The organism is Streptomyces sp. NPDC058872, assembly GCF_042743065.1.
In the GTDB taxonomy this organism is placed as follows: domain Bacteria; phylum Actinomycetota; class Actinomycetes; order Streptomycetales; family Streptomycetaceae; genus Streptomyces.
Map to the genome: position 1 here is coordinate 72,773 of NZ_JBHYMK010000009.1, position 23,727 is coordinate 96,499.

Below are 23,727 nucleotides of genomic sequence, written 5' to 3' on the forward strand. Positions count from 1 at the left end.
CCGTGCGGGGGCGTCGGGCCCGTGCGGGACGGCCCTCGGCCGGGGGCCGCCGCCCGTCCCGGCCTAGGAGCGGGGCACGTAGCCGTAGGCCTGGTCCGTGGGGACGATCTCCTTGCCCAGGGGCAGCAGGGACACCGGGATCATCTTGAAGTTGGCGATGCCGAGCGGGATGCCGATGATCGTGAGGCAGAGGGCGATGCCGGTGGTGATGTGGCCGAGCGCGAGCCACCAGCCGGCGAGGATCAGCCACAGCACGTTGCCCACGCAGGAGGGGGCGCCCGCGTCGTGGCGGTCCACGACCGTGTGGCCGAAGGGCCAGAGGGCGTAGATGCCGATGCGGAAGGCCGCGAGTCCGAAGGGGATGCCGATGATCGTGATGCAGAGCAGGATGCCGGCGAGCATGTAGCCGAGGAACATCCAGAAGCCGCACAGGATCAGCCATATGACGTTCAGGATTGTCTTCACGGGCGACGACCTGCCATCTGTTCGAGCCGGGCGATCCGCTCGGCCATCGGCGGGTGGGTGGAGAACATCTTGGAGAGGCCCTGGCCCGGCCGGAAGGGGTTCGCGATCATCATGTGGCTCGCGGTCTCGATCTTGGGCTCGGGGGGCAGCGGCAACTGCTTGGTGCCGGCCTCCAGCTTCCGCAGGGCGCCGGCGAGGGCGAGCGGGTCTCCGGTGAGCTGCGCGCCGGAGGCATCGGCCTCGTACTCGCGGGAGCGCGAGATGGCGAGTTGGATGATCGAGGCGGCGATCGGGCCCAGGATCAGGATCAGCAGATAGCCGAGGAGGCCCGGGCCGTCGTCGTCGCTGGAACGGCCGATCGGGATCAGCCAGGCGAAGTTGACCAGGAACATGATCACGGAAGCCAGTGCTCCGGCGACCGAGGAGATCAGGATGTCCCGGTTGTAGACGTGGCTGAGCTCGTGCCCGATGACCCCGCGCAGCTCGCGCTCGTCGAGGATGGCGAGGATGCCCTCGGTGCAGCAGACGGCGGCGTTGCGCGGGTTGCGGCCGGTCGCGAAGGCGTTCGGTGCCTGGGTCGGCGAGATGTAGAGCCGGGGCATGGGTTGGCGCGCCTGGGTGGAGAGCTCGCGCACCATCCGGTAGAGCGCGGGGGCCTCGAACTCGCTGACCGGGCGGGCCCGCATGGCCCTCAAGGCCAACTTGTCGCTGTTCCAGTAGGCGTACGCATTGGTGCCGAGTGCCACGACGAGCGCGACGATCAGGCCAGTGCGCCCGAAGAAGCTGCCGATGACGATGATGAGGGCCGAGAGCCCTCCGAGGAGTACGGCGGTCCTCAGCCCGTTGTGCCGGCGGTGCACGGTACGCCCTCCAAGTGGTGCGGCAGGGGAACCCTCTTCTTCGCGGTGGTCCACTCGTCCAGTGGACCCTCCCGTACTGGTCAACGCCAGGCGGGAGGCTCGGGTTCCCCGGCTCGCGGGGGTGCCGTGTGGGCCGTACGGGTGAGGGGCGGGCGGCCGGTCAGCGGGCGGCCGGGACCTTGTCCAGGTCCAGGTGGCGGGAGGTGGGCTCGACCTCGCTGGTGCAGTGGGCGCAGCGGGAGGCCATGGCCGGGATGGCGGTGAGGCAACGGGGGCAGTCGCGCTTCTCGGCCTTGGGGTCGGCGGCCTCCTCCTTGGCGAACTTCTTCTGGATCCTGGCCATGGGCACCACGAAGAGGAAGTACAGGACGGCGGCCGTGATGAGGAACGCTATGAGGGCGGAGATGGCCAGGCCGTAGGGGAAGTCCGTGCCGCGGACCGTGAAGCGGGCTTGGCTGAAGTCACCGACGGAGCCGGTGGCGAGACCGATGAGCGGGGTGATGAAGGCCTTGCTGAAGCCGGTGACGACGGCGGTGAAGGCGGAGCCGACCGCCAGACCGATGGCCATCGAGATGACGTTCCCGCGAAGGATGAAGTCCTTGAATCCGTTCAGCACGGGGTGTTGCTCCTCGGTTCTCTCAGTGGGGGGCGCCCGGGGTCAGAACAGCGCGGTGGCCGCGAAGCCCAGGACGAACTGCGGGTAGGCCGACAGCACGACTCCGGCGGCGGCGGTCAGCGTGATCGCCAGGGTGACCGGTGCGGAAGCCCGCTGGGAGGTCCTCTCCGTCGCGCCCTCCGGCGTGCGGAAGAGCAGCGCCGTCCAGCGCAGGTAGTAGGAGAGTGCGATCACGACGTTGATGCCCATGACCACGGCCAGCCACCCGAGGCCCGCGTCGACGGCCGTCGAGAAGACGGTCACCTTGGCGAAGAGGCCGATGATACCCGGGGGCAAACCGGCCAGATTCAGGAGGAAGAAGGCGAGCGCGAGGGCCGCCGCGGGGCTCGCCGCGTACAGGCCCCGGTAGTCCGCGATCCGGTTCTCCGGGCGGGCCCGGGCGACGAGCGCGACGACCGCGAAGGCGCCGAGGTTCACGGCGGCGTACATCAGGGCGTACGCGACGGTGGCGCCGATCTGGTTCCCGTCGGAGTACGCGGCTGCCGCGATCGGCACCAGGAGGTAGCCGGCCTGTGCGACGGAGGACCAGGCGAGCAGCCGCACCGCGCTCCGGGCGCGGGTGGGCGACTGGCGGAGCGCGGCGACGTTGCCGGCGGTCATGGTGAGCGCGGCGAGCACGGCGAGCGCCGGGCCCCACACCTCCGCGTACGAGGGGAAGGCGACGACCGTCACCAGGATCAGGCCGGTGAAGCCGACGGCCTTGCCGACCACGGAGAGGTAGGCGGCGACGGGCAGCGGGGCTCCGACGTAGGTGTCGGGCACCCAGAAGTGGAAGGGGACCGCCGCCGTCTTGAAGGCGAAGCCGACGAGGGTCAGGGCGACGCCGGCCTGGGCGAGGGTCTGGAGCTGTCCGGGAACCCCGTCGAGGCGCTGGGCGATCTCCGTGAGGTGGAGGGTGCCGGTCGCCGCGTACACGAAGCTGACGCCGAGCAGGGTGACGGCGGTCGCGGTGACGGAGGACAGGAAGAACTTGAGCGCGGCCTCGCCGGACATGCGGTCGCCGCGCTTGAGGCCGACCAGGGCGAACGCGGGCAGCGAGGCCACTTCGAGGGCGACGACGAGGGTGGCGAGGTCCCGGGCGGCGGGCAGGAGGGCGGCGCCGGCGGCCGAGGAGAGCAGCAGGAACCAGAACTCGCCGGCCGGCAGCCGCTCGCGGGTCGCGTCCAGGGAGAGGAGCGCGGTGAGCAGCGCGCCGGCGAGGACGAGCAGCTGGATGACGAGGGTGAAGCGGTCGGCGGTGTAGCTGCACGCGTCGAGGTGGCCCGCGGCCTGGGCCCGGGCGGTCAGGCAGAAGGTGGAGCGGTCGCCGGCCCGCAGGGGCAGGAGGAGCACCAGGGCGGCGGTGAGGCCGCCGATCGCGGTCCAGCCGAGGAGCTGCTTGCGCTCCGGCGGCAGGAAGAGGTCGGCGACGAGGACGGCGAGGGCGACCACCGCGGTGAGGGTGGGGGGCGCGATGGTGAGCCAGTCGACGGACTGGACGAGGGACGACGTCATCGGGGGCCTCCCGCGAGGAGCTGCTGGACGGCCGGGTCGGTGAGGCCGAGGAGGACGGCGGGCCAGAGTCCGGCGAGGACGGTGAGGGCGACGAGGGGGGTCCAGGCGGCGAACTCGTAGGCCTGGACGTCGGGGATCGCCGTCTCCGCCGCGGGTCGCGGGCCGCCCATGCAGACGCGGCGGACGACGAGGAGGAGGTAGGCGGCGGTGAGGAGGGTGCCGAAGGCGCCGATCGCCGTGAAGGTGAGGAAGGCGGGACGGCTGAGGCCTTCGGCGGGGTCGAAGGCGCCGAAGAGGGCCAGCATCTCGCCCCAGAAGCCGGCGAGGCCGGGGAGCCCGAGGGAGGCGACGGCGGCGAAGGCGAGCAGGGCGCCGAGGCGGGGGGCGCGGCCGTAGAGGGCGGCTCCGGTGGCCCCGGCGAGGGTGTCGAGGTCGGCGGTGCCGTAACGGTCCTTGACCGCCCCGACCAGGAAGAACAGCAGGCCGGTGATGAGGCCGTGGGCGATGTTGGCGAAGAGCGCCCCGTTGACGCCGGTCGGGGTCATCGTGGCGATGCCGAGGAGCACGAAGCCCATGTGTCCGACGGAGGAGTAGGCGATGAGGCGCTTGAGGTCGCCCTTGTTGCCGGGGCGGACGAGGGCGAGGCAGGCGAGCGATCCGTAGATGATCCCGGCGACGGCGAAGGCCGCCAGGTACGGGGCGAAGGTCCGCATGCCGTCGGGGGCGATCGGGAGGACGATCCGGACGAATCCGTACGTGCCCATCTTGAGCAGGACGCCGGCGAGGAGCACGGACCCGACGGTCGGGGCGGCGGTGTGGGCGTCCGGGAGCCAACTGTGCAGCGGCCACATCGGAGTCTTCACGGCGAGCCCGAGGCCGATCGCGAGAACGGCGACGAGCTGGACCGATGCGGTCAACCCGCGGCCGTTGTCGGTGGCGAGTGCCACCATGTCGAAGGTGCCCGCCTCGATGCCGATGAGGAGGAGGCCGAGCAGCATGACGACGGAGCCGAGCAGCGTGTAGAGGATGAACTTCCCGGCGGCGGGCCCCCTGCCCGCGCCGCCCCAGCGGGCGATGAGGAAGTACATGGGGATGAGGACCGTCTCGAAGGCCAGGAAGAACAGGACGAGGTCGAGGACGGCGAAGGTGGCGAGGGTGCCGGACTCCAGCACGAGCAGCAGGGCGACGAACGCCTTCGGGGACGGTCCCGTCGGCATCTTGAAGTAGCTGTACAGCGCGCAGAGGAAGGTCAGCAGCGCGGTCAGGACCAGGAGGGGGAGGGAGATGCCGTCGACGCCGAGGTGGATGCGCACGTCGAGCGCGCCGATCCAACTGATGTCCGTGGTGGCCTGCATCGTCGACGGGTGGTCGTGGTCGAAGCCGAGCGCGAGGACGATCGCGGCGAGGAGGATCACCCCGGTGACGGTGACGCCGTGCCGGAGCACGGCCTGGTCGGGTGACTTCCCCTTCAGCCCGGGCGGGGCCGGGAGGAGGGCGGCGGCGGCGCCGGCCAGCGGGCCGACGACGATCAGTGCCAGCAGGAACTGCATCACGGATTCGCTGATATCGATCACGGCTCACGCTCCGGCGACGGCGTTGGCGAGGGCGACGGCGACGATCGCCAGGACGACGGAGCCGGCGAGCAGGGCGCCCAGGTAGGTCTGGACGTTGCCGGTCTGGGCACGGCGGACGAGCCAGCCGAGTCCCTTGGCGGACCCGCCCGCGGCACCCACGTAGGTGTCGACGACCTCGCGGTCCAGGAAGCGGACCAGGGAGGCAGCGGCGAGTACGGGGCGGACGAAGGCGGTCCGGTAGACCGCGTCCAGGTGGAAGCCGTCGGAGGCCGGACCGTACAGCGGCCCGAGGAGCGCCCGCCCGGGGTCGGCCGGGTCCTCGGCGGGGTGCGGCAGGTGGAGGGCCTCCGCCTCGACCCGGCCCGCGTCGGCCTCCGGGTGGGCGACGTGGGGGGCGGGGGCCGCGACGGGGGTGCGAGTGGCGAGGGTGCGCCAGACGGCGTAGGTGATCGCTGCTCCGGCGACGGCGAGCCCGGTGCCGAGCACGGCCGTGGTGAGCGTCGGGGTGAGGGGGTTCCCGTCGAACCAGTCGTCGAGGTACGCGGCGGTCAGGCCGAAGCCCAGGGAGGGGATCGCGAGGACCCACAGGACGCTGGTCATGGCGATCGGCTGACGGCTCGTGGCCTCCCCCGTCGGGGAAGCGCCGGGGGCCTCGGCGCCCCGGCCGCGGAAGGTCCGCAGCCAGAGGCGCAGCGCGTACGCCGCGGTGAGCAGGGCGGTCAGCAGTCCGGCGACGAGGACGGTCCAACCGGCTCCGGCGGGAGCGACGGTCCGCTCGCCGAGGGCGGTGTGCTCGGCGGCCACGAGGACGGCTTCCTTGGAGAAGAAGCCGGCGAACGGCGGAATGGCGGCGAGCGCGAGCAGGGCGACGGTCATCGTCCAGTACGCGTCGGGGATGCGCTTCGCGAGGCCGCTCATCCGGGACATCGCGGTGAGCGAGTTGGTGCCGGCGGCGTGGATGACCACGCCCGCGGCGAGGAACAGGAGCGCCTTGAAGGCGGCGTGCGAGAGGAGGTGGAAGACGGCGGCCCCGCGGTCGCCGACGGCGAGCGCCCCGGCCATGTAGCCGAGCTGGCCGATCGTCGAGTAGGCGAGGACCCGCTTGATGTCGTCCTGGGCGAGGGCGGCGAGCGCCGATCCGACCATGGTGATCGCGGCCATCACGGCGAGCACGGTCATCGCTGCGGCGGACGCGGCGAAGACGGGCAGCAGCCGGGCGGTGAAGTAGATGCCGGCGGCGACCATCGTCGCCGCGTGGATGAGCGCGGAGACGGGGGTGGGGCCGGCCATCGCGTCCGGGAGCCAGGTGTGCAGCGGGAACTGGGCGGACTTGCCCGCGACGCCGGCGAGCAGCAGCAGGGCGATCACGGTGGGGTGGTCGAGGCCGCCGTTCGCCACGGCACCGAGGACGCCCGTGATCCGGAAGGTTCCGGCGTCGACGGCGAGCGCGAAGAGACCGATGAGGAAGGGGACGTCACCGAGCTTGGTGACGAGGAAGGCCTTGAGGGAGGCGGCCCTGGCCTCGGGGGTCTCCCAGTAGTGGCCGACGAGGAAGTAGGAGCAGATGCCCATGACCTCCCAGCCGACCAGGAGCACCATCAGGTCCCCGGAGTAGACGACGAGCAGCATCGCCGAAGTGAAGAGGGAGACGAGCGCGGCGTACGAGGGGTAGCGCGGGTCCTCGCGGAGGTAGCCGGTCGAGTAGATCTGCACACAGGTCGCGACGACGCCGACCAGGACGGCGACGAGGGCGGCGAAGCCGTCGATGTGCAGGCTCAGGTCGACGGGGACGGAACCGGTCGGTGTGAGCCGGGTCGCCGCGTCGATCGCCTGGCCCCCGCCCTGCCGGGCGGCGACCAGGGCGGCGAGGACCGCCGAGGCGAACGTCGGGAGCACGGCGAGCGGCCGGACGAAGCCGGGCGCGGTGCGGCCGAGCAGGAGTCCGGCGACGGAACCGAGGAAGGGCAGGAGGGGGACGAGGACGGCGAGGGTGGTCGTGGTCACGCGGCGGCCTCGGTCTTCTCGTCGGCGGACGGTTGCTCTCTGGTGTCGCGCAGGCGGTCGACGTCCGAGGTGCCGCGGGCCCGGTGGACCATCAGGACGATGGCGAGGCCGATGCCGATCTCGGCGGCGGCCACCGCGATGGTGAAGAGGGTGAGGGCCTGACCTGCGTGGAGGGTGTCCCGGAGCCAGACGTCGAAGGCGACCAGGTTGAGGTTGACGGCGTTGAGCATCAGCTCGACGGACATCAGGACCAGGATCGCGTTGCGGCGGGCGAGGACGCCGTACAGGCCGGTGGAGAAGAGGAGGGCGGCGAGGACGGCCGGGTAGGCGAGGTGCATCAGCGCTCGTCCTCCTTCTTCTTGCGGGAGAGGACGATCGCGCCGACCAGGGCGGCCAGCAGCAGCACCGACAGGGCCTCGAAGGGCAGCACCCAGTGCTGGAAGAGCATTTCGCCGGTCACCCCGGTGGAGCCCTGGGCGGGGCCGTCCAGGTCGATCCGGGTCGTGCGGAAGGCGTCGACCACGACCCAGACGAGCGCTGCCGCCGCGGCCAGGGCGACGGCGAGGGCGACCGGTCGGTTGCCGGAGTCGGCGTCCGGTGAGCGACCGATGGGTGCCTTGGTGAGCATGAGGCCGAAGAGGAGGAGCACGACGACGGAGCCGACGTAGATCAGGACCTGGACCCAGGCGATGAACTCGGCGGTCAGCAGGAGGTACTCGACGGCGAGCCCGCCGAGCGCCACGACCAGCCAGAGGGCGGCGTGCACCAGTTGGCGGGTGGTGACGGTGACGAGGGCCGCGCCGAGGGTGACGAGGCCGACGAGGAGGAAGGCGACCTCGACGCCGGTGGGCGAGAGGAAACCGGGGGCTTGGGCTGCTGCGAGGATCACTGCTGGCCCTCCTGTGCCTGGCCCCGGGCAGCGGTCTCGGCCTCGGCCTGGGCGGCGGCGGCCTTCTCCGCGGCCTTGCGGGCGGCGGCGAGCTCCTTCGGCTCCTCCGCGTGCGGGTCGAGCGCGGGCGGCTCGGGCACCGTCCACATCCATGCGCGGAGCTTGTCGCGCTCGTGGGTGAGCTCGTGGATGTCGGTCTCCGCGTACTCGAACTCGGGCGACCAGAACAGCGCGTCGAAGGGGCAGACCTCGATGCAGATCCCGCAGTACATGCAGAGCGAGAAGTCGATGGCGAAGCGGTCGAGGACGTTCCGACTCCGCTCGCGCCCGCCGGGGGCGGCCGGCGGCACCGTCTCCTTGTGGGAGTCGATGTAGATGCACCAGTCGGGGCACTCACGGGCGCAGAGCATGCAGACCGTGCAGTTCTCCTCGAACAGTCCGATCACCCCGCGGGTGCGGGGCGGCAGCTCGGGCTGGACTTCCGGGTACTGCGCGGTGACGGTCTTCCGCGTCATCGTGCGGAGGGTGACGGCGAGGCCCTTGGCGAGGCCGGAACCGGGGATGGGGGACATGGTTACTGGATCGCCACCTTCACGATGCCGGTGAGCGCGATCTGCGCCAGGGCGAGCGGAACGAGGATCGTCCAGGCGAGCTTCTGCAGCTGGTCCTCGCGCAGCCGCGGGTAGCTCACCCGCAGCCAGATGACGACGAAGGCCAGGACGGCCGTCTTGAGGAGGGTCCAGACCCAGCCCAGGCCGTCGGCGCCCAGCGGTCCGTGCCAGCCGCCGAGGAAGAGGACGGTGGTGAGGCCGCAGAGGACGACGATGCCCGCGTACTCGGCGAGCAGGAACAGGGCGAACCGGAGACCGGTGTACTCGGTGTACGCCCCGAAGATGATCTCCGAATCGGCGACCGGCATGTCGAACGGGGGCCGCTGGAGCTCGGCGAGGCCGGCGGTGAAGAACACCAGCGCGCCGATGATCTGCCAGGGCAGCCACCACCACGCGAAGGCGTCCAGGATGCCGGGGAGGGAAACGGTGCCGGCCGCCATCGCGACGGACGCGGCGGCGAGGAGCATCGGGAGCTCGTACGCGAGGAGCTGGGCGGCGGTGCGGAGGCCGCCGAGCAGCGAGAACTTGTTCGCGGACGCCCAGCCGGCCATCAGGCTGCCCAGGACGCCGACGCCCATGACGGCCAGCACGAAGAAGACGCCCGCGTCGACGACCCGTCCGACGGCCCCCTCACCGGGGCCGATCGGGATCGCGACGAGCACGAGCAGGTACGGGAGGAGGGCGACGGCCGGCGCGAGCTGGAAGACGCGCCGGTCCGCGTCCTTCGGGACGACGTCCTCCTTCTGTGCGAACTTCACGCCGTCCGCGACGAGCTGCGCCCAGCCGTGGAAGCCGCCCGCGTACATCGGACCGAGCCGGCCCTGCATGTGGGCCATGACCTTGTGCTCGGTCTGCCCGATGACGAGCGGCAGGACGAGGAAGACGCCGAAGACGATGAGCAGCCGGACGGCGACGTCGAGTGCGTCGTTCACGCGGGATCGCCTCCGGCGGGGTGGGTGGGGTGGTCGTTCCGGTCGTCGCCCTCAGCGGGCGGCTCGCGGTCGGTGGTGCCGCTCGGCGGGGTGGACGGCCCTTCCTCGGCCGTGTCCTTCGGCCCGGCGGGGTCGGCCCCGGCGGGCGGCCCGGCGGGGTCGGCCCCGGTCGGGGGCCCGGTCGGGGCGGATGCGCCCTCCCCGGCCGACGGCTCCTCGTCGAAGGCCGGACGGGCGTGGTGCCAGGGGGCGTCCGAGCTGCGGGGGCGGGCGGCGGCGGGACCCGTGCGGGGCTCGGGACGGTCCGCGGCCGGGGCCGGGGCCGCCTGGCTGGCCGAACCCTCCGAGGCCGAACGGGAACGCCGCGGCGGACGCGCCACCGAAGCCCCCGCCCCACCGGACGCCCCACCGGACGCCGGAGCCGCCTGACTCGCCGAACCCTCCGAGGCCGAACGGGAACGCCGCGGCGGACGCGCCACCGAAGCCTCCGCCCCACCGGACGCCCCACCGGACGCCGGAGCCGCCTGACTCGCCGAACCCTCCGTGGCCGTGCGCGTGCGGCGCGCCGGGCGGTCGCCCGCTGCCGCACGGGCGGGCCGGGCGGGGGCCGGTGGGAGCTGTCCCTTGAGCGGGCCCCATTCATTGGGGTCCGGGACGCCGGGGGGAAGCATCTGGCGACGCTTCGGGCCGCCGTCGTGGGACTCGCCCGGCTCCTTCGCGCCCGGCCAGGCCTTGGCGACGCGCGCCGCCAGGACGAAGTCCTTGCGCAAGGGGTGGCCCTCGAAGTTCTCGGGGAGCAGCAGCGGCACCAGGTGCGGGTGGCCCTCGAAGGCCACGCCGAACATCTCGTGGGTCTCGCGCTCGTGCCAGGCCGCGCCGGCGTACACCCCGATCGCCGTGGGGAGGGCGGGGGCGTCGTGCGGAACCGTGGTGCGGACCAGGAGGCGGCGCGGCCGGCCGGCGCCGAGCGCCACCACGTGTGCGCAGACGCGGAAGCCGGTGCCCGGCTCGTCCACCGCGCTGAGCCAGTCGAAGAAGGTGCAGCCCAGGCCGTCGCGGGCGGTGGTCAGCGCCGCGAGCCAGGACGTCGGCGGGACGTCCACGGTCAGCAGGTCGTAGGCCTGCTCCGCCGTCGCCCCCTCGCCGAAGAGTTCCGTCACGGAGCCGGGGAGGGAGTCGTACGCGCTCACGCCTCGCCTCCCGGCCGCTCGACCAGGGGGCTCGTCAGCTGGGCCACGGACGGCGTCGTCGCGTAGCGCTCGGCCAGGCTCTCCCTGGCGATCTTCTCCTGGAGCTTGAGGATGCCCTGGAGGAGGGCCTCGGGACGGGGCGGGCAGCCGGGGACGTACACGTCGACCGGGATGATCTGGTCGACGCCCTTGGTGACCGCGTACGAGTCCCAGTAGGGGCCGCCGCAGTTGGAGCAGGCGCCGAAGGAGATGACGTACTTGGGCTCCGGCATCTGCTCGTAGAGCCGCTTCACGGCCGGCGCCATCTTGTCCGTCACCGTGCCGGAGACGATCATCAGGTCGGCCTGGCGCGGGCCGGGCGCGAAGGGGATCACGCCGAGCCGGATGAAGTCGTGCCGGGCCATCGAGGCGGCGATGAACTCGATCGCGCAGCAGGCGAGGCCGAAGTTGAAGACCCACAGGCTGTAGCGGCGGCCCCAGTTCAGGACCACCTTCATCGGCTCGGGCGCCAGACGGGCGAGCGGCCCCAGCTTGGGTGCGGGCAGGGGTGTTACGTCCATGCCAGGACGCCCTTCTTGTACGCGTAGAGCAGCCCCACGGCCAGGAAGCCGAGGAAGACGAACATCTCGACCAGGGTCGTGGCGCCGTAGCCGGGTGCGGCGAAGATCGTCGCCCAGGGGAAGAGGAAGATCGAGTCGACGGCGAAGATGACGTAGAGGAAGGCGTACACGTAGTAGCGGACCTGGGTGTGGGCCCAGCCCTCCCCCACGGGGTCGACGCCGCACTCGTAGGTGAGGAGCTTCTCGGGCGTCGGCACGACGGGCCGCAGCAGTCGGCCCGCGCCGAACGCCACGGCGACGAAGAGCACCCCGACGACGGCGAGCACGCCGACGACGGAGTACGTCTGGAAGTAGTCCGCCGCGTCGGCCGCGACAACGGTCGGTTCCCGCACGTCCGCCCCTCGGTCTCGGTGTCTCATGGGTCACTTCTGTACGGACGCGAGTCTAGGCCCTGCTAAAGGGACCGTAAGCAGTCGCGGGTGCCTTGATGTGCGCCGGGGCGGGTGGGGATATCCCCACCCGCACTGACCCACCCACCCCATGGCGCGGCGCCGCCCGCGACCGGCAGGCTGGGGACATGAGTGCCGATCTTGATCCCGTCGGGTCCTCCGACGTCGCCGACGCACCGCGTCCGCCGCTGCGGCCCGCCTACGGAAAGGAGACCTGGAAGGAGATCGCCTTCCTCCTCTCCAACCTCCTCACCTCGGTGCTCGGCTTCGTCTACGCGGTCGTCAGCGTCGCGCTCGGCGTGGGGCTCTCCGTCACCGTGATCGGGCTGCCGCTGCTCGCCCTCGGGCTCGGCGGTGCCCGGCTGCTGGGGCGGGCCGAGCGGGCCCGCGCCCGCGCGCTGCTCGGCACGGTGGTCGCGGAACCGTCTCCGCTGCCGCCGGCCCGCGGCTCCTTCGGCTGGCTGTGGTCCAGGCTGAAGGACCCGGTGGCCTGGCGGACACAGCTGTACGGGCTGGTCCGGCTGCCCTGGGGGATCGTGACGTTCACCGTCGCGCTGGTCTCGCTCCTCGTCCTCTGGCCCGTCCTGCCGTTCCTGGCCCGCGGCCTGACCAACGGCGACCGGGGCATGGTCAGGGGCCTGCTCTCGCCCTCCGACGAGTTGGAGCGCCGGGTCGCCGAACTGGAGTCGGACCGGGGCGTGGTGGTCGACACCGCCGCGGCCGACCTGCGGCGCATCGAGCGGGACCTGCACGACGGGGCCCAGGCCCGGCTCGTCGCCCTCGCCATGGGGCTCGGGCTGGCGAAGGAGAAGCTCCTGGAGGACCCGGAGGCTGCTGCCGCGATGGTCGACGAGGCGCACGGCGAGGTGAAGCTCGCCCTCCAGGAACTGCGGGACCTGGCCCGGGGCATCCACCCGGCGGTCCTCACCGACCGGGGCCTGGACGCCGCGCTCTCCGCGGTCGCCTCGCGCTGCACGGTGCCGGTGAAGGTGACCGTGGACCTCGCGGAGCGACCGGCGGAGGCGATCGAGGGCATCGCATACTTCACCGTGTCGGAGCTGCTCCAGAACGTGTCCAAGCACGCGCGTGCCCGGTCCGCCTCGGTGGAGGCGTGGCGGTCGAAGGACCGACTGCTGCTCCAGGTGCGGGACGACGGGGCCGGCGGGGCGCGCTTCGACGGCGGGACGGGGCTGGCGGGGCTCGCGGAGCGGCTCGGTGCCGTCGACGGGCTGCTCGTCCTGGACTCCCCCGAGGGGGGACCGACGACAGTCACCGCGGAGTTGCCGTGGCGCTCCCGACCGGGCCGACGGGCCGTTCCGTCCGTCTGACCCGTCCCCCGGCCCGTCCCCCGGGGCGTCCCCCGGGGCGCGGGGAGGGCCCGGGCCGATGCTTCGGCCACCACCACCACGGCGGGTGGTCGCCGACTTCGCCCACGGCTGCCGGACGGCCCCGGGATACACTGCTCCGCCCCCACCCCCGGAGGTCATCCCGGTGTTTCCTGCACGGGTACGCGTCGGTGCTCTTTCGGCCCTGGGGGTTCTCGCCCTGTCCGGCTGCTCTTCCCCCTGGGGCTGCACCGACACGCGTGCGGAGCGCGGTGAGGCCGGTGTCAGGGTGCAGGTCGAAGACGTGTCCGGCCGGCCCCTCGGCATCACCGCCGAGGTCGTCGACTGGCGCCTCGAACCCCACCCGCAGGTGCCCGCCGAGGGCGACGAGGTCCACTTCCGCTACCGCTTCGACGGCGCCGACGAGGTGCACGGCCCCGCAGTGGACGCCTGCGCCGTCGACGGGGCGCGCGTGGCGTTGGGGTGCCGGACGCTTCATTCCTCCGCGGCCCGGCCCGAGCGGGACGGTGTCCTCACGGGCGACGACTGGCTCGCCGTCGAGCACCCCGAGCAGGTCGTCGAAGTGCTCTTGATCCCCAATGACCAGTCCTACCGCCGACGGACCTGCGAGCAGGACGTCAAGGACGGTGGCGGGACGCATCCTCCGCAACCGGCCGGCAGGGGGGACCGGCTCTGAGGGGTCGAGGCGTTCGGGCTCGCAGCACGGGTCCGCCGGCCCCACCCCGCCCCGAGCAGGTCGACGGGCCGGCCGGCTCACGAGCGACCGCACCGGCCCGCTCACGAGCGACGGCATGGGGTGGGGAAGGCCCCCGGTGGGGAAAACCCCCGCCCCGAGACGCCCCTCCGCCTCATGGTCCAGCGAGCGGCGGAACGGAAGCCTGGAAGGCGTACCGATCGCCCCTCCCCCGACGAGACAGGGACCTCCCCGATGGCCGCCTCCCACCGACTCCCCACCGCGATCCGCGCACCGTTCGAGGCCCGCACCTGGCGCGCCGTCGGATACGTCCTGATCGGGCTGCCGCTGAGCGTCTGCTGGTTCGCGCTCTCGGTCGCCCTCGTGTCCGCCGGCACCGGCCTGCTCATCACCTTCCTCGGCGTGCCGATCCTGGCCGGGGCGCTCGCGATGTGCCGTGGCTTCGGCGCGGTGGAGCGGGCGCGGGCGCGGGCCCTGCTCGACCACGACGTGCCCGCGCCGGAACCGGTGCGCGGGCGGACCGGCGGGGCGCTGTCCTGGATGGGGGCCGTGCTGAAGAGCGGGGCGTCCTGGCGGCACGTGCTGTACGCCTTCCTGCACATGCCGTGGGCCGTCTTCTCCTTCTCGGTCACGGTGGCCCTGTGGGTCTGGGGCTGGTCCCTCTTCACGTACCCGCTGTGGCAGTGGGTCTTCCCCCTGTGGGTGGGGCAGGACGGGATCCAGCTGTACGGCGACGCGCACCGTGCCCTGTACCTCGACACGCCCTTCGAGGTCGCCGTGACCAGCGCGGTCGGGCTCCTGGTCGTGCTGGTGGGGCCGTGGGTGCTCCGGGGCCTGGTCGCCGTCGACCGGGTCCTCGTCTCCGGGCTGCTCGGCCCGTCCCGGCTGGCCTCCCGCGTCACCGAGTTGGAGTCGGACCGGGGCACCGTGGTCGACACGGCCGCGGCCGACCTGCGGCGCATCGAGCGCGCGCTGCACGACGGGGCCCAGGCCCGGCTCGCCGCGCTCGCGATGGACCTCGGGCTGGCGAAGGAGAAGCTGGCGCGGGACCCGGAGGCGGCGGCGGTCCTCGTCGACGAGGCGCACGGCGAGGTGAAGCTCGCCCTCCGGGAACTGCGGGACCTGGCCCGGGGCATCCACCCGGCGGTCCTCACCGACCGGGGCCTGGACGCCGCGCTCTCCGCGGTCGCCTCGCGCTGCGCGGTGCCGGTGTCGGTGGACGTGGACCTGCCGTCCCGGCCGGCGCCGGCGATCGAGGGCATCGCGTACTTCGCGGTCTCGGAGCTGCTCCGGAACGTCTCCCCCCACTCCGGCGCGCGGCGCGCGTGGGTGGAGGCGTGGCGGACGGGGGACCGGCTGATGCTCCAGGTGCGGGACGACGGGGCGGGGGGCGCGGGTCCGGAGGACGGCGCGTCCGCCGTGGCCGGGCTCTCCGGACGGGTGGGGGCGGTGGACGGGGTGCTCGCGGTGGATTCCCCGGCCGGTGGCCCCACGACGGTGACCGTGGAGCTTCCCTGGCGCGCATAGGCGTCGCGGCCCGGCTCCGGACCGCCTGACGCGGCGGGAACCGGACGCGGCGGTCGGACGGGGGCGGGGCCGCGTGATGACGGGTGGCCGGTTCGCTGGAGGGGCGCGCGGCGGGGTGCCATGCTGAAGGTCTCAGTGGAGACCGACGTGGGGGGCATGGGCGTGACGGGGCAAGGCGCGGTACGGGTGGTCATCGCCGAGGATTCCGTACTGCTGCGGGAGGGGCTGACCCGGCTGTTGACGGACCGGGGGCACGAGGTCGTCGCCGGTGTCGGGGACGGCGAGGCGCTGGTGGAGACGGTGGCGGGGCTCGCGGCCGAGGACGCCCTGCCGGACGTAGTGGTGGCGGACGTGCGGATGCCGCCGACGCACACCGACGAGGGCGTGCGGGCCGCCGTACGGCTGCGCAAGGAGCACCCGGGACTCGGGGTGCTGGTGCTGTCGCAGTACGTGGAGGAGCAGTACGCCACCGAGCTCCTGGCCGGTTCCAGCCGGGGCGTGGGGTACCTCCTGAAGGACCGGGTCGCGGAGGTGCGCGAGTTCGTGGACGCGGTCATCCGGGTGGCCGGGGGCGGCACGGCGCTGGATCCGGAGGTCGTGCAGCAGTTGCTCGGCCGCAGCCGTCAGCAGGACGTGCTGGCGAACCTGACCCCGCGGGAACGCGAGGTGCTCGGTCTGATGGCGGAGGGCCGGACGAACTCGGCGATCGCGAAGGCCTTGGTCGTGAGTGCCGGCGCGGTGGAGAAGCACATCAGCAACATCTTCCTGAAGCTGGGGCTCTCCCCGAGCGACGGCGATCACCGCCGGGTGCTCGCGGTGTTGACGTATCTGAAATCCTAGGACGTTCCGAAGCCCCAGGGCGTCCTGAAGCCCCAGGGCGTCCTGAAGTCCCAGGACGTGGGGGAAGGCAGCACCGTCCGCCACGCTGCCGGACGGTCCGGGCCGCGCTCCGGGGCGGGGCGGATCCGGGACCGCCCCTCCGGAGTCCCCGGGACGACGACCGGACGCAGTGGTTCAGGGCCAAGCGGCGTCTTAAAGAGAGATCCAAAATGCGAGAAGTCCCGGGAGGGTCCGCCCCGCCGTCGTAGGGTGGGCTTCGGGACGGCCGGTGATCGCCGACGGTGATCGCCGCCCCGCCCCGAAGCCTTCTCCCGCCTCCGGCGGAGAGTCCCCTTGCCGCGAGGGAGGTCCAGATCAGTGACCAGCCAGGTCAGTAGCGAGGCCGGTGAGGCCTTGGTCGGGGAACAGCGCAGCGTTTCGGGGATGCCCCGGAACGGGGTCGGGAAGGAAGTGCGCCGGCTCGATCGGGTGATCATCCGGTTTGCGGGCGACTCCGGTGACGGCATGCAGTTGACGGGTGACCGGTTCACCTCGGAGACGGCGTCGTTCGGGAACGACCTGTCCACGCTGCCGAACTTCCCGGCGGAGATCCGGGCGCCCGCCGGCACGTTGCCGGGCGTGTCGTCGTTCCAGCTGCACTTCGCCGACCACGACATCCTGACCCCGGGTGACGCACCGAACGTGCTGGTCGCGATGAACCCGGCCGCATTGAAGGCGAACATCGCCGACGTGCCGCGCGGTGGCGAGATCATCGTGAACACGGACGAGTTCGCCAAGCGGGCGATGGCGAAGGTCGGATACGCGGTCTCGCCGCTGGAGGACGGTTCGCTCGACGGCTACCGGGTGCACCCGGTGCCGTTGACGACCTTGACGCTGGAGGCGCTGAAGGACTTCGGCCTGTCCCGCAAGGAGGCCGAGCGGAGCAAGAACATGTTCGCGCTCGGGCTGCTGTCGTGGATGTACCACCGGCCGACCGAGGGCACCGAGACCTTCCTGCGGCAGAAGTTCGCCAAGAAGCCGCAGATCGCCGAGGCGAACATCGTCGCGTTCCGGGCCGGCTGGAACTTCGGCGAGACCACGGAGGACTTCGCCGTCTCCTACGAGATCGCCCCGGCCACGAAGGCGTTCCCCACCGGCACCTACCGCAACATCTCCGGAAACCTGGCCCTGTCCTACGGCCTGATCGCCGCCTCCCGCCAGGCCGACCTGCCGCTGTACCTCGGCTCCTATCCGATCACCCCGGCCTCGGACATCCTGCACGAGCTGTCACGGCACAAGAACTTCGGCGTGCGCACCTTCCAGGCCGAGGACGAGATCGCCGGGATCGGCGCCGCGCTCGGGGCGGCGTTCGGCGGTTCCCTCGCCGTGACGACGACCTCCGGCCCCGGCGTGGCGCTGAAGTCGGAGACGATCGGCCTGGCGGTGTCGCTGGAACTGCCACTGCTGATCGTCGACATCCAGCGGGGCGGACCGTCGACCGGCTTGCCGACCAAGACCGAGCAGGCCGACCTGCTCCAGGCGATGTACGGCCGCAACGGCGAGGCCCCGGTGCCGGTGGTGGCCCCCAGCACCCCGGCCGACTGCTTCGACGCGGCCCTGGAGGCCGCCCGGATCGCACTGACGTACCGCACCCCGGTGATGCTGCTGTCCGACGGCTACCTGGCCAACGGCTCCGAGCCCTGGCGCATCCCCGAGGTCGCCGACCTCCCCGACCTGCGGACCGCGTTCGCCACCGGCCCCAACCACACCCTGGCCGACGGCACCGAAGCCTTCTGGCCCTACAAGCGCGATCCCGAGACCCTGGCCCGGCCCTGGGCCGTGCCCGGCACCCCCGGTCTGGAACACCGCATCGGCGGCATCGAGAAGCAGGACGGCACGGGCAACATCTCCTACGACCCGGCCAACCACGACTTCATGGTCCGCACCCGCCAGGCCAAGATCGACGGCATCGCCGTGCCCGACCTGGAGGTCGACGACCCGGACGGCGCCGACACCCTGGTGCTGGGCTGGGGCTCCACCTACGGCCCGATCACCGCCGCCGTCCGCCGCATCCGCCGCACCGGCGGCTCCATCGCCCAGACCCACCTGCGCCACCTCAACCCCTTCCCCGAAAACCTGGGCGAGGTCCTGGGACGCTACGACAAGGTCGTCGTCCCCGAAATGAACCTCGGCCAGCTCACCACCCTCATCCGCGCCAAGTACCTCGTCGACGCCCGACCCCACACCCAGGTCAACGGGATGCCCTTCAAGGCCGAACAGCTCGCCGCCGCCCTCAAGGAGGTCATCGATGCCTGAGCCCACCGAGACCCTGCTGAGCCTGGTGCCGAAGGCCGAGGCCGTGCAGTCCATGAAGGACTTCAAGTCCGACCAGGAAGTCCGCTGGTGCCCCGGCTGCGGCGACTACGCCGTCCTCGCCGCCGTCCAGGGCTTCATGCCCGAACTCGGACTGGCCAAGGAAAACATCGTCTTCGTCTCCGGCATCGGCTGCTCCTCCCGCTTCCCGTACTACATGAACACCTACGGGATGCACTCCATCCACGGCCGCGCCCCCGCCATCGCCACCGGACTGGCGACCTCACGCCGCGACCTGTCCGTCTGGGTCGTCACCGGCGACGGCGACGCCCTCTCCATCGGCGGCAACCACCTCATCCACGCCCTGCGCCGCAACGTCAACCTCAAGATCCTGCTGTTCAACAACCGGATCTACGGCCTGACCAAGGGCCAGTACTCGCCCACCTCCGAGATCGGCAAGATCACCAAGTCGACGCCGATGGGCTCGCTGGACGCCCCGTTCAACCCCGTCTCCCTCGCCCTCGGCGCAGAAGCCTCCTTCGTCGCACGGACCGTGGACTCCGACCGCAAACACCTCACCGAGGTGCTGCGCCAGGCCGCCGCGCACGACGGCACCGCCCTGGTGGAGATCTACCAGAACTGCAACATCTTCAACGACGGCGCCTTCGAAGTCCTCAAGGACAAGGATCAAGCCAAAGAAGCCGTGATCCGCCTGGAACACGGACAGCCGATCCGCTTCGGCGCGGACAGCGACAAGGGCGTCATCCGCGACCCGGCCACCGGCGACCTCCACATCGTCCCGATCACCCCGGACAACGAGTCCGCGGTCCTCGTCCACGACGCCCACGCGACCACTCCCACCACCGCCTTCGCCCTCTCCCGGCTCGCCGACCCCGACACCCTCCACCACACCCCCATCGGCGTCTTCCGCTCGGTGGAACGCCCGGTCTACGACACCCTCATGGCCGAACAACTGGAAACGGCCGTGGAACAACAGGGCCAGGGCGACCTGGAGAAGCTCCTCACCGGCAACGACACCTGGACCGTGGTCGGCTGAGCGCACGCGCACGTCCCGGGGGCCCGTTCCGCACTGCGGAACGGGCCCCCGGGGTCGTTTCCCGGGCCCCTCGGCGTCACGGGGACGGGGTGGCGACCCCGCGGCGCGCACGGTCGTAGCGCAGGCGCGCCTCCTCGACCTCCGGGACCCGCCGATCGGTCCAGCGGGCGAGCTCCCAGACCTGGCGCGCGGCCTCCTCGCCCAGGGCGGTCAGGCTGTAGTCGACGCGGGGCGGGATGACGGGCTTGGCGTCGCGGTGGACGAAACCGTCGCGCTCCAGGGTCTGGAGCGTCTGGGTGAGCATCTTCTCGCTGACGCCGCCGACGTGCCGGCGGAGCTCGCTGAAGCGGTACGAGCGCTCCCTGAGGGCGATCAGGATCAGGACGCCCCAACGGCTGGTGACGTGCTCCAGGACCAGCCGGGCCGGGCACGCGCCCCCGTCGACCCCGGCGAGCGGGTTCTTCCGGTCCTCACTTACTCCCATGCCAGTACCTTACTTCAAAGTGGGTACTTACGAAAAGTTAGCGCCCGTCTTACGGTGAGTGCACTCCCCCGCACCCCACCGGAAGAAGGAAGCACCATGAGCATCGTCGTCACCGGAGCCACCGGACAGCTCGGCCGCCTCGTCGTCGACGCCCTCCTCGCCACCGTCCCCGCCGCGTCCGTCGCCGCCGTCGTCCGCAGCAAGGAGAAGGCCGCCGACCTCGCGGAGCGGGGGATCGAGCTGCGGATCGCCGACTACGACCGCCCGGAGAGCCTGGCGGACGCCTTCGCGGCCGGCGACCGGGTGCTGCTGGTCTCGGGCAGCGAGGTCGGCCGGCGGATCGCCCAGCACCGCGCCGTGATCGACGCGGCCAGGGCGGCGGGCGTGGCCCAGCTCGCGTACACCGGCATCCTCGGGGGCGACGGGGCCGATTTCGACCTGGCGGCCGAACACAAGGAGACCGAGCGCCTGATCCTCGCCTCGGGGCTGCCGCACACCTTCCTCCGCAACGGCTGGTACTCCGAGAACTACACCGCCCAACTCGCCCAGGTCCTGGCCCACGGCGCCGTCGTGGCCAGCGCCGGCGAGGGCCGGATCGCCTCCGCGACCCGCGCCGACTACGCCGCGGCCGCGGCCGCCGTCCTGACCGGCCCGATCGAGGAGCACCTGGGCGCGACGTACGAACTGAGCGGCGACACCGCCTGGTCCTTCGCCGAGTACGCGGCCGAGGTCGCCGCCCGGAGCGGCCGGGAGGTCACCTATCGCAACGTGCCCGCCGCGACCCACCTGGAGATCCTGACCGGCGCCGGGGTCCCGCGGGGCTTCGCCGAGATCCTGGTGGACGTGGACCGGGCCGTCGAGCAGGGCGCGCTCGCCCTGCGGACCGGCGATCTGGCCCGCCTGATCGGCCGCCCGACCACTCCGATCGCCGCGTCGATCGGGGAGGCGCTCCCCACCTCCTGAAGCTGTCATGACCGTATAGCGGTACGGGCATGACAATCTGCCCCGTGCGGCGCTACCTTCGTCGGAACAGCGCGGCACAGGGCAGGAGGTCCGGTGAAGACGGAGAAGAGCGAGAGCCGAACGGGCTTGGCATACGGGATCGGCGCCTACGGGATGTGGGGCCTGGTCCCGCTCTTCTGGCCGCTCCTCAAGCCCGCCGGTGCGATCGAGATCCTCGCCCACCGCATGGTCTGGTCGCTGGCCTTCGTGGGCATCGCGCTCCTCGCGCTGCGTCGCTGGGGCTGGATACGGGAGCTCGCGCGCAGCCCGCGCAAGCTCGGCCTGATCGCCGTCGCCGCCACCGTCATCACCGTGAACTGGGGCCTCTACATCTGGTCCGTGAACACGGGCCGCGTCGTCGAGGCCTCCCTCGGCTACTTCATCAACCCGCTCGTCACCATCGCCCTCGGCGTCCTCGTCCTGAAGGAACGGCTCCGCCCCGCCCAGTGGGCGGCCGTCGGCATCGGCTTCTCCGCCGTGCTGGTCCTGGCCTTCGGGTACGGACGGCCGCCGTGGATCTCCCTCGCCCTCGCCTTCTCCTTCGCCGTCTACGGCCTGGTGAAGAAGAAGGTCAACATCGGCGGCCTGGAATCGCTCGCCGCCGAGACCGCCGTCCAGTTCCTGCCCGCCCTCGGCTACCTCGTCTGGCTCGGGACCCGGGGCACCCTCGCCTTCGGCTCCCACGGCGCCGGCCACACGGCGCTGCTCGCCGCCACCGGCATCGTCACGGCGGTGCCGCTGGTCTGCTTCGGAGCGGCGGCGATCCGCGTCCCGCTGTCCACGCTCGGGCTGTTGCAGTACCTGGCGCCCACCTTCCAGTTCCTGCTCGGAATCCTCTACTTCCACGAGGCCATGCCGCCGGAGCGCTGGGCGGGCTTCTCCCTGGTCTGGCTGGCCCTGACCATCCTCACCTGGGACGCGCTGCGGACGGCCCGTCGGAGCCGGGCCGCGGTCGAGGCGGCGGCCCCTGCCGCCGCGTCCGTGCGGACCGTTCCGGTCACCGGATCCGCCGCGCGGGCCGCGGAGGGCGCCCCCGCCGCCCCGGCGCCCCCGACGGGAGGCTGACGGCGCACCGACGGCACGGGAGCCACCCGGCACCGGGCGGTCAGTGCCTCGACCGGGTCCCCGCCCGCCCGGGTGCGGCGCTCACGCACCCAGCAGGTCGTGCTCCCGGATCAGCCAGCAGACGGCCGTCAGGTGCAGGGTCGCGAAGTCATGGCCGACGGGTTCGGTCCAGTCGGCCTCGGTCAGCCAGTCGGTGAACCCGAGGACGTAGTCGGCGAGCTCTTCCCGACGGACGGTCCGCCCCTTCGCCCCCGACCCGACCGGGGCGAGCGCATCGCACACGGCCGCCGCGTGCTGGTCGACGGCGGCCACCAGTCCCGGCGCGACGGAGAACTCCGCGAGCCGGGGCAGATAGGTGGCGGCGACGTCGATCAGCGGGCAGCCGGGCGCATCGTTCATCCCTCCACATTAGGGTCACAAGGTCACGCCCCGACCGTGACCTCGGTCGCAGCGCCGCTCCTGCTGGAAAATGGGGCGGTGGACGAAGACGAGAGCCTGGATCGGTACGGCCTGCATCCCGTCGGCGCGGACCTCGACGAGGTGCGCGGCCTGCTCTCCGCCCACCGGCGGCGGGAGGAGGCTGCGCAGGGCGACGGCGACACGGAGCTGATGAAGCTGTGCTGCGTCCAGTTGTTCAACGCCGGCGTCCTCGACGACGTGCTGCACATCTGGCGGGCCAAGACCGCCAGCATGGACGCCGACATCTCCATCGAGGTCGCCTTGCTGTGCGGAGGCGGACTGGCCGGGACGAAGGCGTACCTGAGGAGTCTGCACTCGCCCGAGGCCGGGGCCGCACTCCAGCGTCTGACCAGCAGTGAAGCCGCCGGCGACTTCGAGGGCTTCTCCGTGGCGGGGCTCTCCGCCCGGTACGCCGACTTCTACGCGTCCTGAGTCGGGGAGCCGCTCCGCGGGCTGGCCGGCGGCATCGCCGGGCCCGGCGCACGACGCGGCTTCCGGGCCGACCGGACCGGCCGGGAAGGGACCGTTGCGGGCGGCGGCGCGGGAGCGGTGGGACGGAGACGTCCCGCCCGGCACCGTCCCCTGGACGGCGAGGGGGTCAGGCTCCGGCGATGCCGAAGTTGAAGTCGGCGGTTCCGAGCACTCCGTAGAGGCGCAGCCAGAGCGGCATCAGCTGCTCGGTGGCGCGGGCGCCCGACAGGTCGCCGAGGTCGAGGATCCGGTCGGCGGCCCAGCCGAACGAGGCGAGCAGCTCCGCGACGACGGCCTTCGCGTCCGGGTCGTCGCCGCTGAGGAAGACGTGGTGCTGCCCGGGGACCCGGCTCGGGTCGACCATGACGGCGTTGGTCATGGTGTTGAGCGCCTTGACGACCCGCGTCTCCGGGAAGGCCTTCTGCAGTTGCTCGGCAACGCTGCCCTCCTCGGGCGTGACCACCCGGGGCGGGAAACCCCGGGAGAAGTCGAGCGCATTGGACACGTCGATCAGGACCTTGCCGCGCAGGTTCGCCGCGCCCGCGGCCTCCAGGGCGGTCAGGGAGACGAGTCCGCCGGTGGCGTTGACCACCAGTTCGGCGGGGCCGGCCGCGTCGGCGAAGGTCCCGTGCGTCCCGCCGCACTCCCCCGCCCACGTGGCGGCTTCGGCGTTGTCCGCGGTGCGCGACCCCATGGCCACCTCGTGCCCCAGCGAAACCAGCTTCGTGGCGAGTCGGCGTCCGACCTCTCCCGTTCCCAGTACGGCGATCTTCATGGGGTGCGCTC

General features: G+C 72.3%; 25 protein-coding genes. 9 read left to right on the forward strand and 16 right to left on the reverse strand.

Annotation, left to right across the window (positions count from 1 at the left end):
• Positions 1-63 precede the first annotated feature (63 nt).
• The 13 genes from ACFW22_RS07895 to ACFW22_RS07955 form a co-directional block, all read right to left on the reverse strand.
• On the reverse strand, positions 64-465 hold the full coding sequence (locus ACFW22_RS07895; protein WP_386400391.1) for a YccF domain-containing protein: 402 nt from the start codon (positions 463-465) through the stop codon (positions 64-66).
• Entirely contained in the window at positions 462-1,325 is an 864-nt protein-coding gene (htpX, locus tag ACFW22_RS07900) for a zinc metalloprotease HtpX (protein ID WP_386400393.1), read from the reverse strand. The genes ACFW22_RS07895 and htpX overlap by 4 nt, the downstream gene beginning before the upstream one ends.
• A 160-nt stretch (positions 1,326-1,485) precedes the next feature.
• Positions 1,486-1,941, reverse strand: coding sequence for a large conductance mechanosensitive channel protein MscL (gene mscL / locus ACFW22_RS07905; RefSeq protein ID WP_386400396.1), 456 nt, complete (start codon positions 1,939-1,941; stop codon positions 1,486-1,488).
• 42 nt (positions 1,942-1,983) lie between these two features.
• Positions 1,984-3,495, reverse strand: coding sequence for an NADH-quinone oxidoreductase subunit N (locus ACFW22_RS07910; RefSeq protein WP_386400398.1), 1,512 nt, complete (start codon positions 3,493-3,495; stop codon positions 1,984-1,986).
• The gene (locus ACFW22_RS07915) at positions 3,492-5,045 is read right to left on the reverse strand and encodes a NuoM family protein (protein WP_386400561.1); all 1,554 of its coding nucleotides are present in this window, start codon (positions 5,043-5,045) and stop codon (positions 3,492-3,494) included. Before ACFW22_RS07915 ends, ACFW22_RS07910 begins: the two co-directional genes overlap by 4 nt.
• Before the next feature lie 27 nt (positions 5,046-5,072).
• Positions 5,073-7,073: an NADH-quinone oxidoreductase subunit L gene (locus tag ACFW22_RS07920; protein WP_386400400.1), complete on the reverse strand. Its 2,001-nt coding sequence runs from the start codon at positions 7,071-7,073 to the stop codon at positions 5,073-5,075.
• On the reverse strand, positions 7,070-7,411 hold the full coding sequence (gene nuoK / locus ACFW22_RS07925; RefSeq protein ID WP_386400402.1) for an NADH-quinone oxidoreductase subunit NuoK: 342 nt from the start codon (positions 7,409-7,411) through the stop codon (positions 7,070-7,072). Before nuoK ends, ACFW22_RS07920 begins: the two co-directional genes overlap by 4 nt.
• Positions 7,411-7,962 carry an NADH-quinone oxidoreductase subunit J gene (locus tag ACFW22_RS07930; protein ID WP_386400404.1) on the reverse strand — a complete coding sequence of 184 codons (552 nt, stop codon included), beginning with the start codon at positions 7,960-7,962 and terminating at the stop codon, positions 7,411-7,413. The genes nuoK and ACFW22_RS07930 overlap by 1 nt, the downstream gene beginning before the upstream one ends.
• The gene (locus tag ACFW22_RS07935; RefSeq protein WP_386400406.1) at positions 7,959-8,534 is read right to left on the reverse strand and encodes a NuoI/complex I 23 kDa subunit family protein; all 576 of its coding nucleotides are present in this window, start codon (positions 8,532-8,534) and stop codon (positions 7,959-7,961) included. The genes ACFW22_RS07930 and ACFW22_RS07935 overlap by 4 nt, the downstream gene beginning before the upstream one ends.
• A gap of 2 nt (positions 8,535-8,536) precedes the next feature.
• Positions 8,537-9,505: an NADH-quinone oxidoreductase subunit H gene (locus tag ACFW22_RS07940; protein ID WP_386400408.1), complete on the reverse strand. Its 969-nt coding sequence runs from the start codon at positions 9,503-9,505 to the stop codon at positions 8,537-8,539.
• Positions 9,502-10,695, reverse strand: coding sequence for an NADH-quinone oxidoreductase subunit C (locus ACFW22_RS07945; protein ID WP_386400410.1), 1,194 nt, complete (start codon positions 10,693-10,695; stop codon positions 9,502-9,504). Before ACFW22_RS07945 ends, ACFW22_RS07940 begins: the two co-directional genes overlap by 4 nt.
• Positions 10,692-11,255, reverse strand: coding sequence for an NADH-quinone oxidoreductase subunit B (locus ACFW22_RS07950; protein ID WP_386400412.1), 564 nt, complete (start codon positions 11,253-11,255; stop codon positions 10,692-10,694). The genes ACFW22_RS07945 and ACFW22_RS07950 overlap by 4 nt, the downstream gene beginning before the upstream one ends.
• Entirely contained in the window at positions 11,246-11,674 is a 429-nt protein-coding gene (locus ACFW22_RS07955; protein ID WP_386400414.1) for an NADH-quinone oxidoreductase subunit A, read from the reverse strand. Before ACFW22_RS07955 ends, ACFW22_RS07950 begins: the two co-directional genes overlap by 10 nt.
• Positions 11,675-11,832: 158 nt before the next feature.
• On the opposite strand from ACFW22_RS07955, the gene ACFW22_RS07960 reads away from it, so the two are divergent.
• The 6 genes from ACFW22_RS07960 to ACFW22_RS07985 all read left to right on the forward strand — a co-directional run bounded on the left by ACFW22_RS07960 (position 11,833) and on the right by ACFW22_RS07985 (position 19,460).
• Entirely contained in the window at positions 11,833-13,032 is a 1,200-nt protein-coding gene (locus ACFW22_RS07960) for a sensor histidine kinase (RefSeq protein WP_386400416.1), read from the forward strand.
• A 163-nt stretch (positions 13,033-13,195) separates the two neighbouring features.
• The gene (locus ACFW22_RS07965; RefSeq protein ID WP_386400418.1) at positions 13,196-13,726 is read left to right on the forward strand and encodes a hypothetical protein; all 531 of its coding nucleotides are present in this window, start codon (positions 13,196-13,198) and stop codon (positions 13,724-13,726) included.
• 252 nt (positions 13,727-13,978) lie between these two features.
• On the forward strand, positions 13,979-15,271 hold the full coding sequence (locus ACFW22_RS07970; protein ID WP_386400420.1) for a sensor histidine kinase: 1,293 nt from the start codon (positions 13,979-13,981) through the stop codon (positions 15,269-15,271).
• A 156-nt stretch (positions 15,272-15,427) separates the two neighbouring features.
• Positions 15,428-16,111, forward strand: coding sequence for a LuxR C-terminal-related transcriptional regulator (locus ACFW22_RS07975; RefSeq protein ID WP_384873432.1), 684 nt, complete (start codon positions 15,428-15,430; stop codon positions 16,109-16,111).
• Between the two features lie 357 nt (positions 16,112-16,468).
• Positions 16,469-18,406 carry a 2-oxoacid:acceptor oxidoreductase subunit alpha gene (locus tag ACFW22_RS07980; RefSeq protein ID WP_386400422.1) on the forward strand — a complete coding sequence of 646 codons (1,938 nt, stop codon included), beginning with the start codon at positions 16,469-16,471 and terminating at the stop codon, positions 18,404-18,406.
• Positions 18,399-19,460: a 2-oxoacid:ferredoxin oxidoreductase subunit beta gene (locus tag ACFW22_RS07985; protein WP_386400424.1), complete on the forward strand. Its 1,062-nt coding sequence runs from the start codon at positions 18,399-18,401 to the stop codon at positions 19,458-19,460. The genes ACFW22_RS07980 and ACFW22_RS07985 overlap by 8 nt, the downstream gene beginning before the upstream one ends.
• Before the next feature lie 76 nt (positions 19,461-19,536).
• On the opposite strand, the gene ACFW22_RS07990 is transcribed toward ACFW22_RS07985, so the two are convergent.
• Positions 19,537-19,944, reverse strand: coding sequence for a winged helix-turn-helix transcriptional regulator (locus ACFW22_RS07990; protein ID WP_386400426.1), 408 nt, complete (start codon positions 19,942-19,944; stop codon positions 19,537-19,539).
• Positions 19,945-20,040: 96 nt separating this feature from the next.
• Between ACFW22_RS07990 and ACFW22_RS07995 the strand changes: the two genes are divergently transcribed.
• Together ACFW22_RS07995 and rarD are read left to right on the forward strand one after the other, a co-directional pair.
• Positions 20,041-20,907, forward strand: coding sequence for an SDR family oxidoreductase (locus ACFW22_RS07995; RefSeq protein ID WP_386400428.1), 867 nt, complete (start codon positions 20,041-20,043; stop codon positions 20,905-20,907).
• A 93-nt stretch (positions 20,908-21,000) separates the two neighbouring features.
• Positions 21,001-22,011 carry an EamA family transporter RarD gene (rarD, locus tag ACFW22_RS08000; protein ID WP_386400430.1) on the forward strand — a complete coding sequence of 337 codons (1,011 nt, stop codon included), beginning with the start codon at positions 21,001-21,003 and terminating at the stop codon, positions 22,009-22,011.
• Positions 22,012-22,092: 81 nt separating this feature from the next.
• On the opposite strand, the gene ACFW22_RS08005 is transcribed toward rarD, so the two are convergent.
• Positions 22,093-22,410: a DUF6401 family natural product biosynthesis protein gene (locus tag ACFW22_RS08005; RefSeq protein WP_386400432.1), complete on the reverse strand. Its 318-nt coding sequence runs from the start codon at positions 22,408-22,410 to the stop codon at positions 22,093-22,095.
• 78 nt (positions 22,411-22,488) lie between these two features.
• Between ACFW22_RS08005 and ACFW22_RS08010 the strand changes: the two genes are divergently transcribed.
• Positions 22,489-22,902: a hypothetical protein gene (locus ACFW22_RS08010; RefSeq protein WP_386400434.1), complete on the forward strand. Its 414-nt coding sequence runs from the start codon at positions 22,489-22,491 to the stop codon at positions 22,900-22,902.
• 166 nt (positions 22,903-23,068) lie between these two features.
• Here ACFW22_RS08010 and ACFW22_RS08015 read toward each other — a convergent pair whose 3' ends face one another.
• Positions 23,069-23,716 carry an NADPH-dependent F420 reductase gene (locus ACFW22_RS08015; protein WP_386400436.1) on the reverse strand — a complete coding sequence of 216 codons (648 nt, stop codon included), beginning with the start codon at positions 23,714-23,716 and terminating at the stop codon, positions 23,069-23,071.
• Between the last annotated feature and the right edge of the window lie 11 nt (positions 23,717-23,727).

Bases quoted from the DNA above. Each gene is read 5' to 3' on its own strand.
- ACFW22_RS07990 (WP_386400426.1), bottom strand. From the start codon at position 19,944: ATGGGAGTAAGTGAGGACCGGAAGAACCCGCTCGCCGGGGTCGACGGG.
- ACFW22_RS07935 (WP_386400406.1), bottom strand. From the start codon at position 8,534: ATGTCCCCCATCCCCGGTTCCGGCCTCGCCAAGGGCCTCGCCGTCACC.
- ACFW22_RS08015 (WP_386400436.1), bottom strand. From the start codon at position 23,716: ATGAAGATCGCCGTACTGGGAACGGGAGAGGTCGGACGCCGACTCGCC.
- ACFW22_RS07950 (WP_386400412.1), bottom strand. From the start codon at position 11,255: ATGGACGTAACACCCCTGCCCGCACCCAAGCTGGGGCCGCTCGCCCGT.
- ACFW22_RS07960 (WP_386400416.1), top strand. From the start codon at position 11,833: ATGAGTGCCGATCTTGATCCCGTCGGGTCCTCCGACGTCGCCGACGCA.
- ACFW22_RS07970 (WP_386400420.1), top strand. From the start codon at position 13,979: ATGGCCGCCTCCCACCGACTCCCCACCGCGATCCGCGCACCGTTCGAG.
- ACFW22_RS07955 (WP_386400414.1), bottom strand. From the start codon at position 11,674: ATGAGACACCGAGACCGAGGGGCGGACGTGCGGGAACCGACCGTTGTC.
- ACFW22_RS07975 (WP_384873432.1), top strand. From the start codon at position 15,428: ATGGGCGTGACGGGGCAAGGCGCGGTACGGGTGGTCATCGCCGAGGAT.
- ACFW22_RS07985 (WP_386400424.1), top strand. From the start codon at position 18,399: ATGCCTGAGCCCACCGAGACCCTGCTGAGCCTGGTGCCGAAGGCCGAG.
- ACFW22_RS07910 (WP_386400398.1), bottom strand. From the start codon at position 3,495: ATGACGTCGTCCCTCGTCCAGTCCGTCGACTGGCTCACCATCGCGCCC.
- nuoK (WP_386400402.1), bottom strand. From the start codon at position 7,411: ATGCACCTCGCCTACCCGGCCGTCCTCGCCGCCCTCCTCTTCTCCACC.
- ACFW22_RS08005 (WP_386400432.1), bottom strand. From the start codon at position 22,410: ATGAACGATGCGCCCGGCTGCCCGCTGATCGACGTCGCCGCCACCTAT.
- ACFW22_RS07915 (WP_386400561.1), bottom strand. From the start codon at position 5,045: ATGCAGTTCCTGCTGGCACTGATCGTCGTCGGCCCGCTGGCCGGCGCC.
- ACFW22_RS07995 (WP_386400428.1), top strand. From the start codon at position 20,041: ATGAGCATCGTCGTCACCGGAGCCACCGGACAGCTCGGCCGCCTCGTC.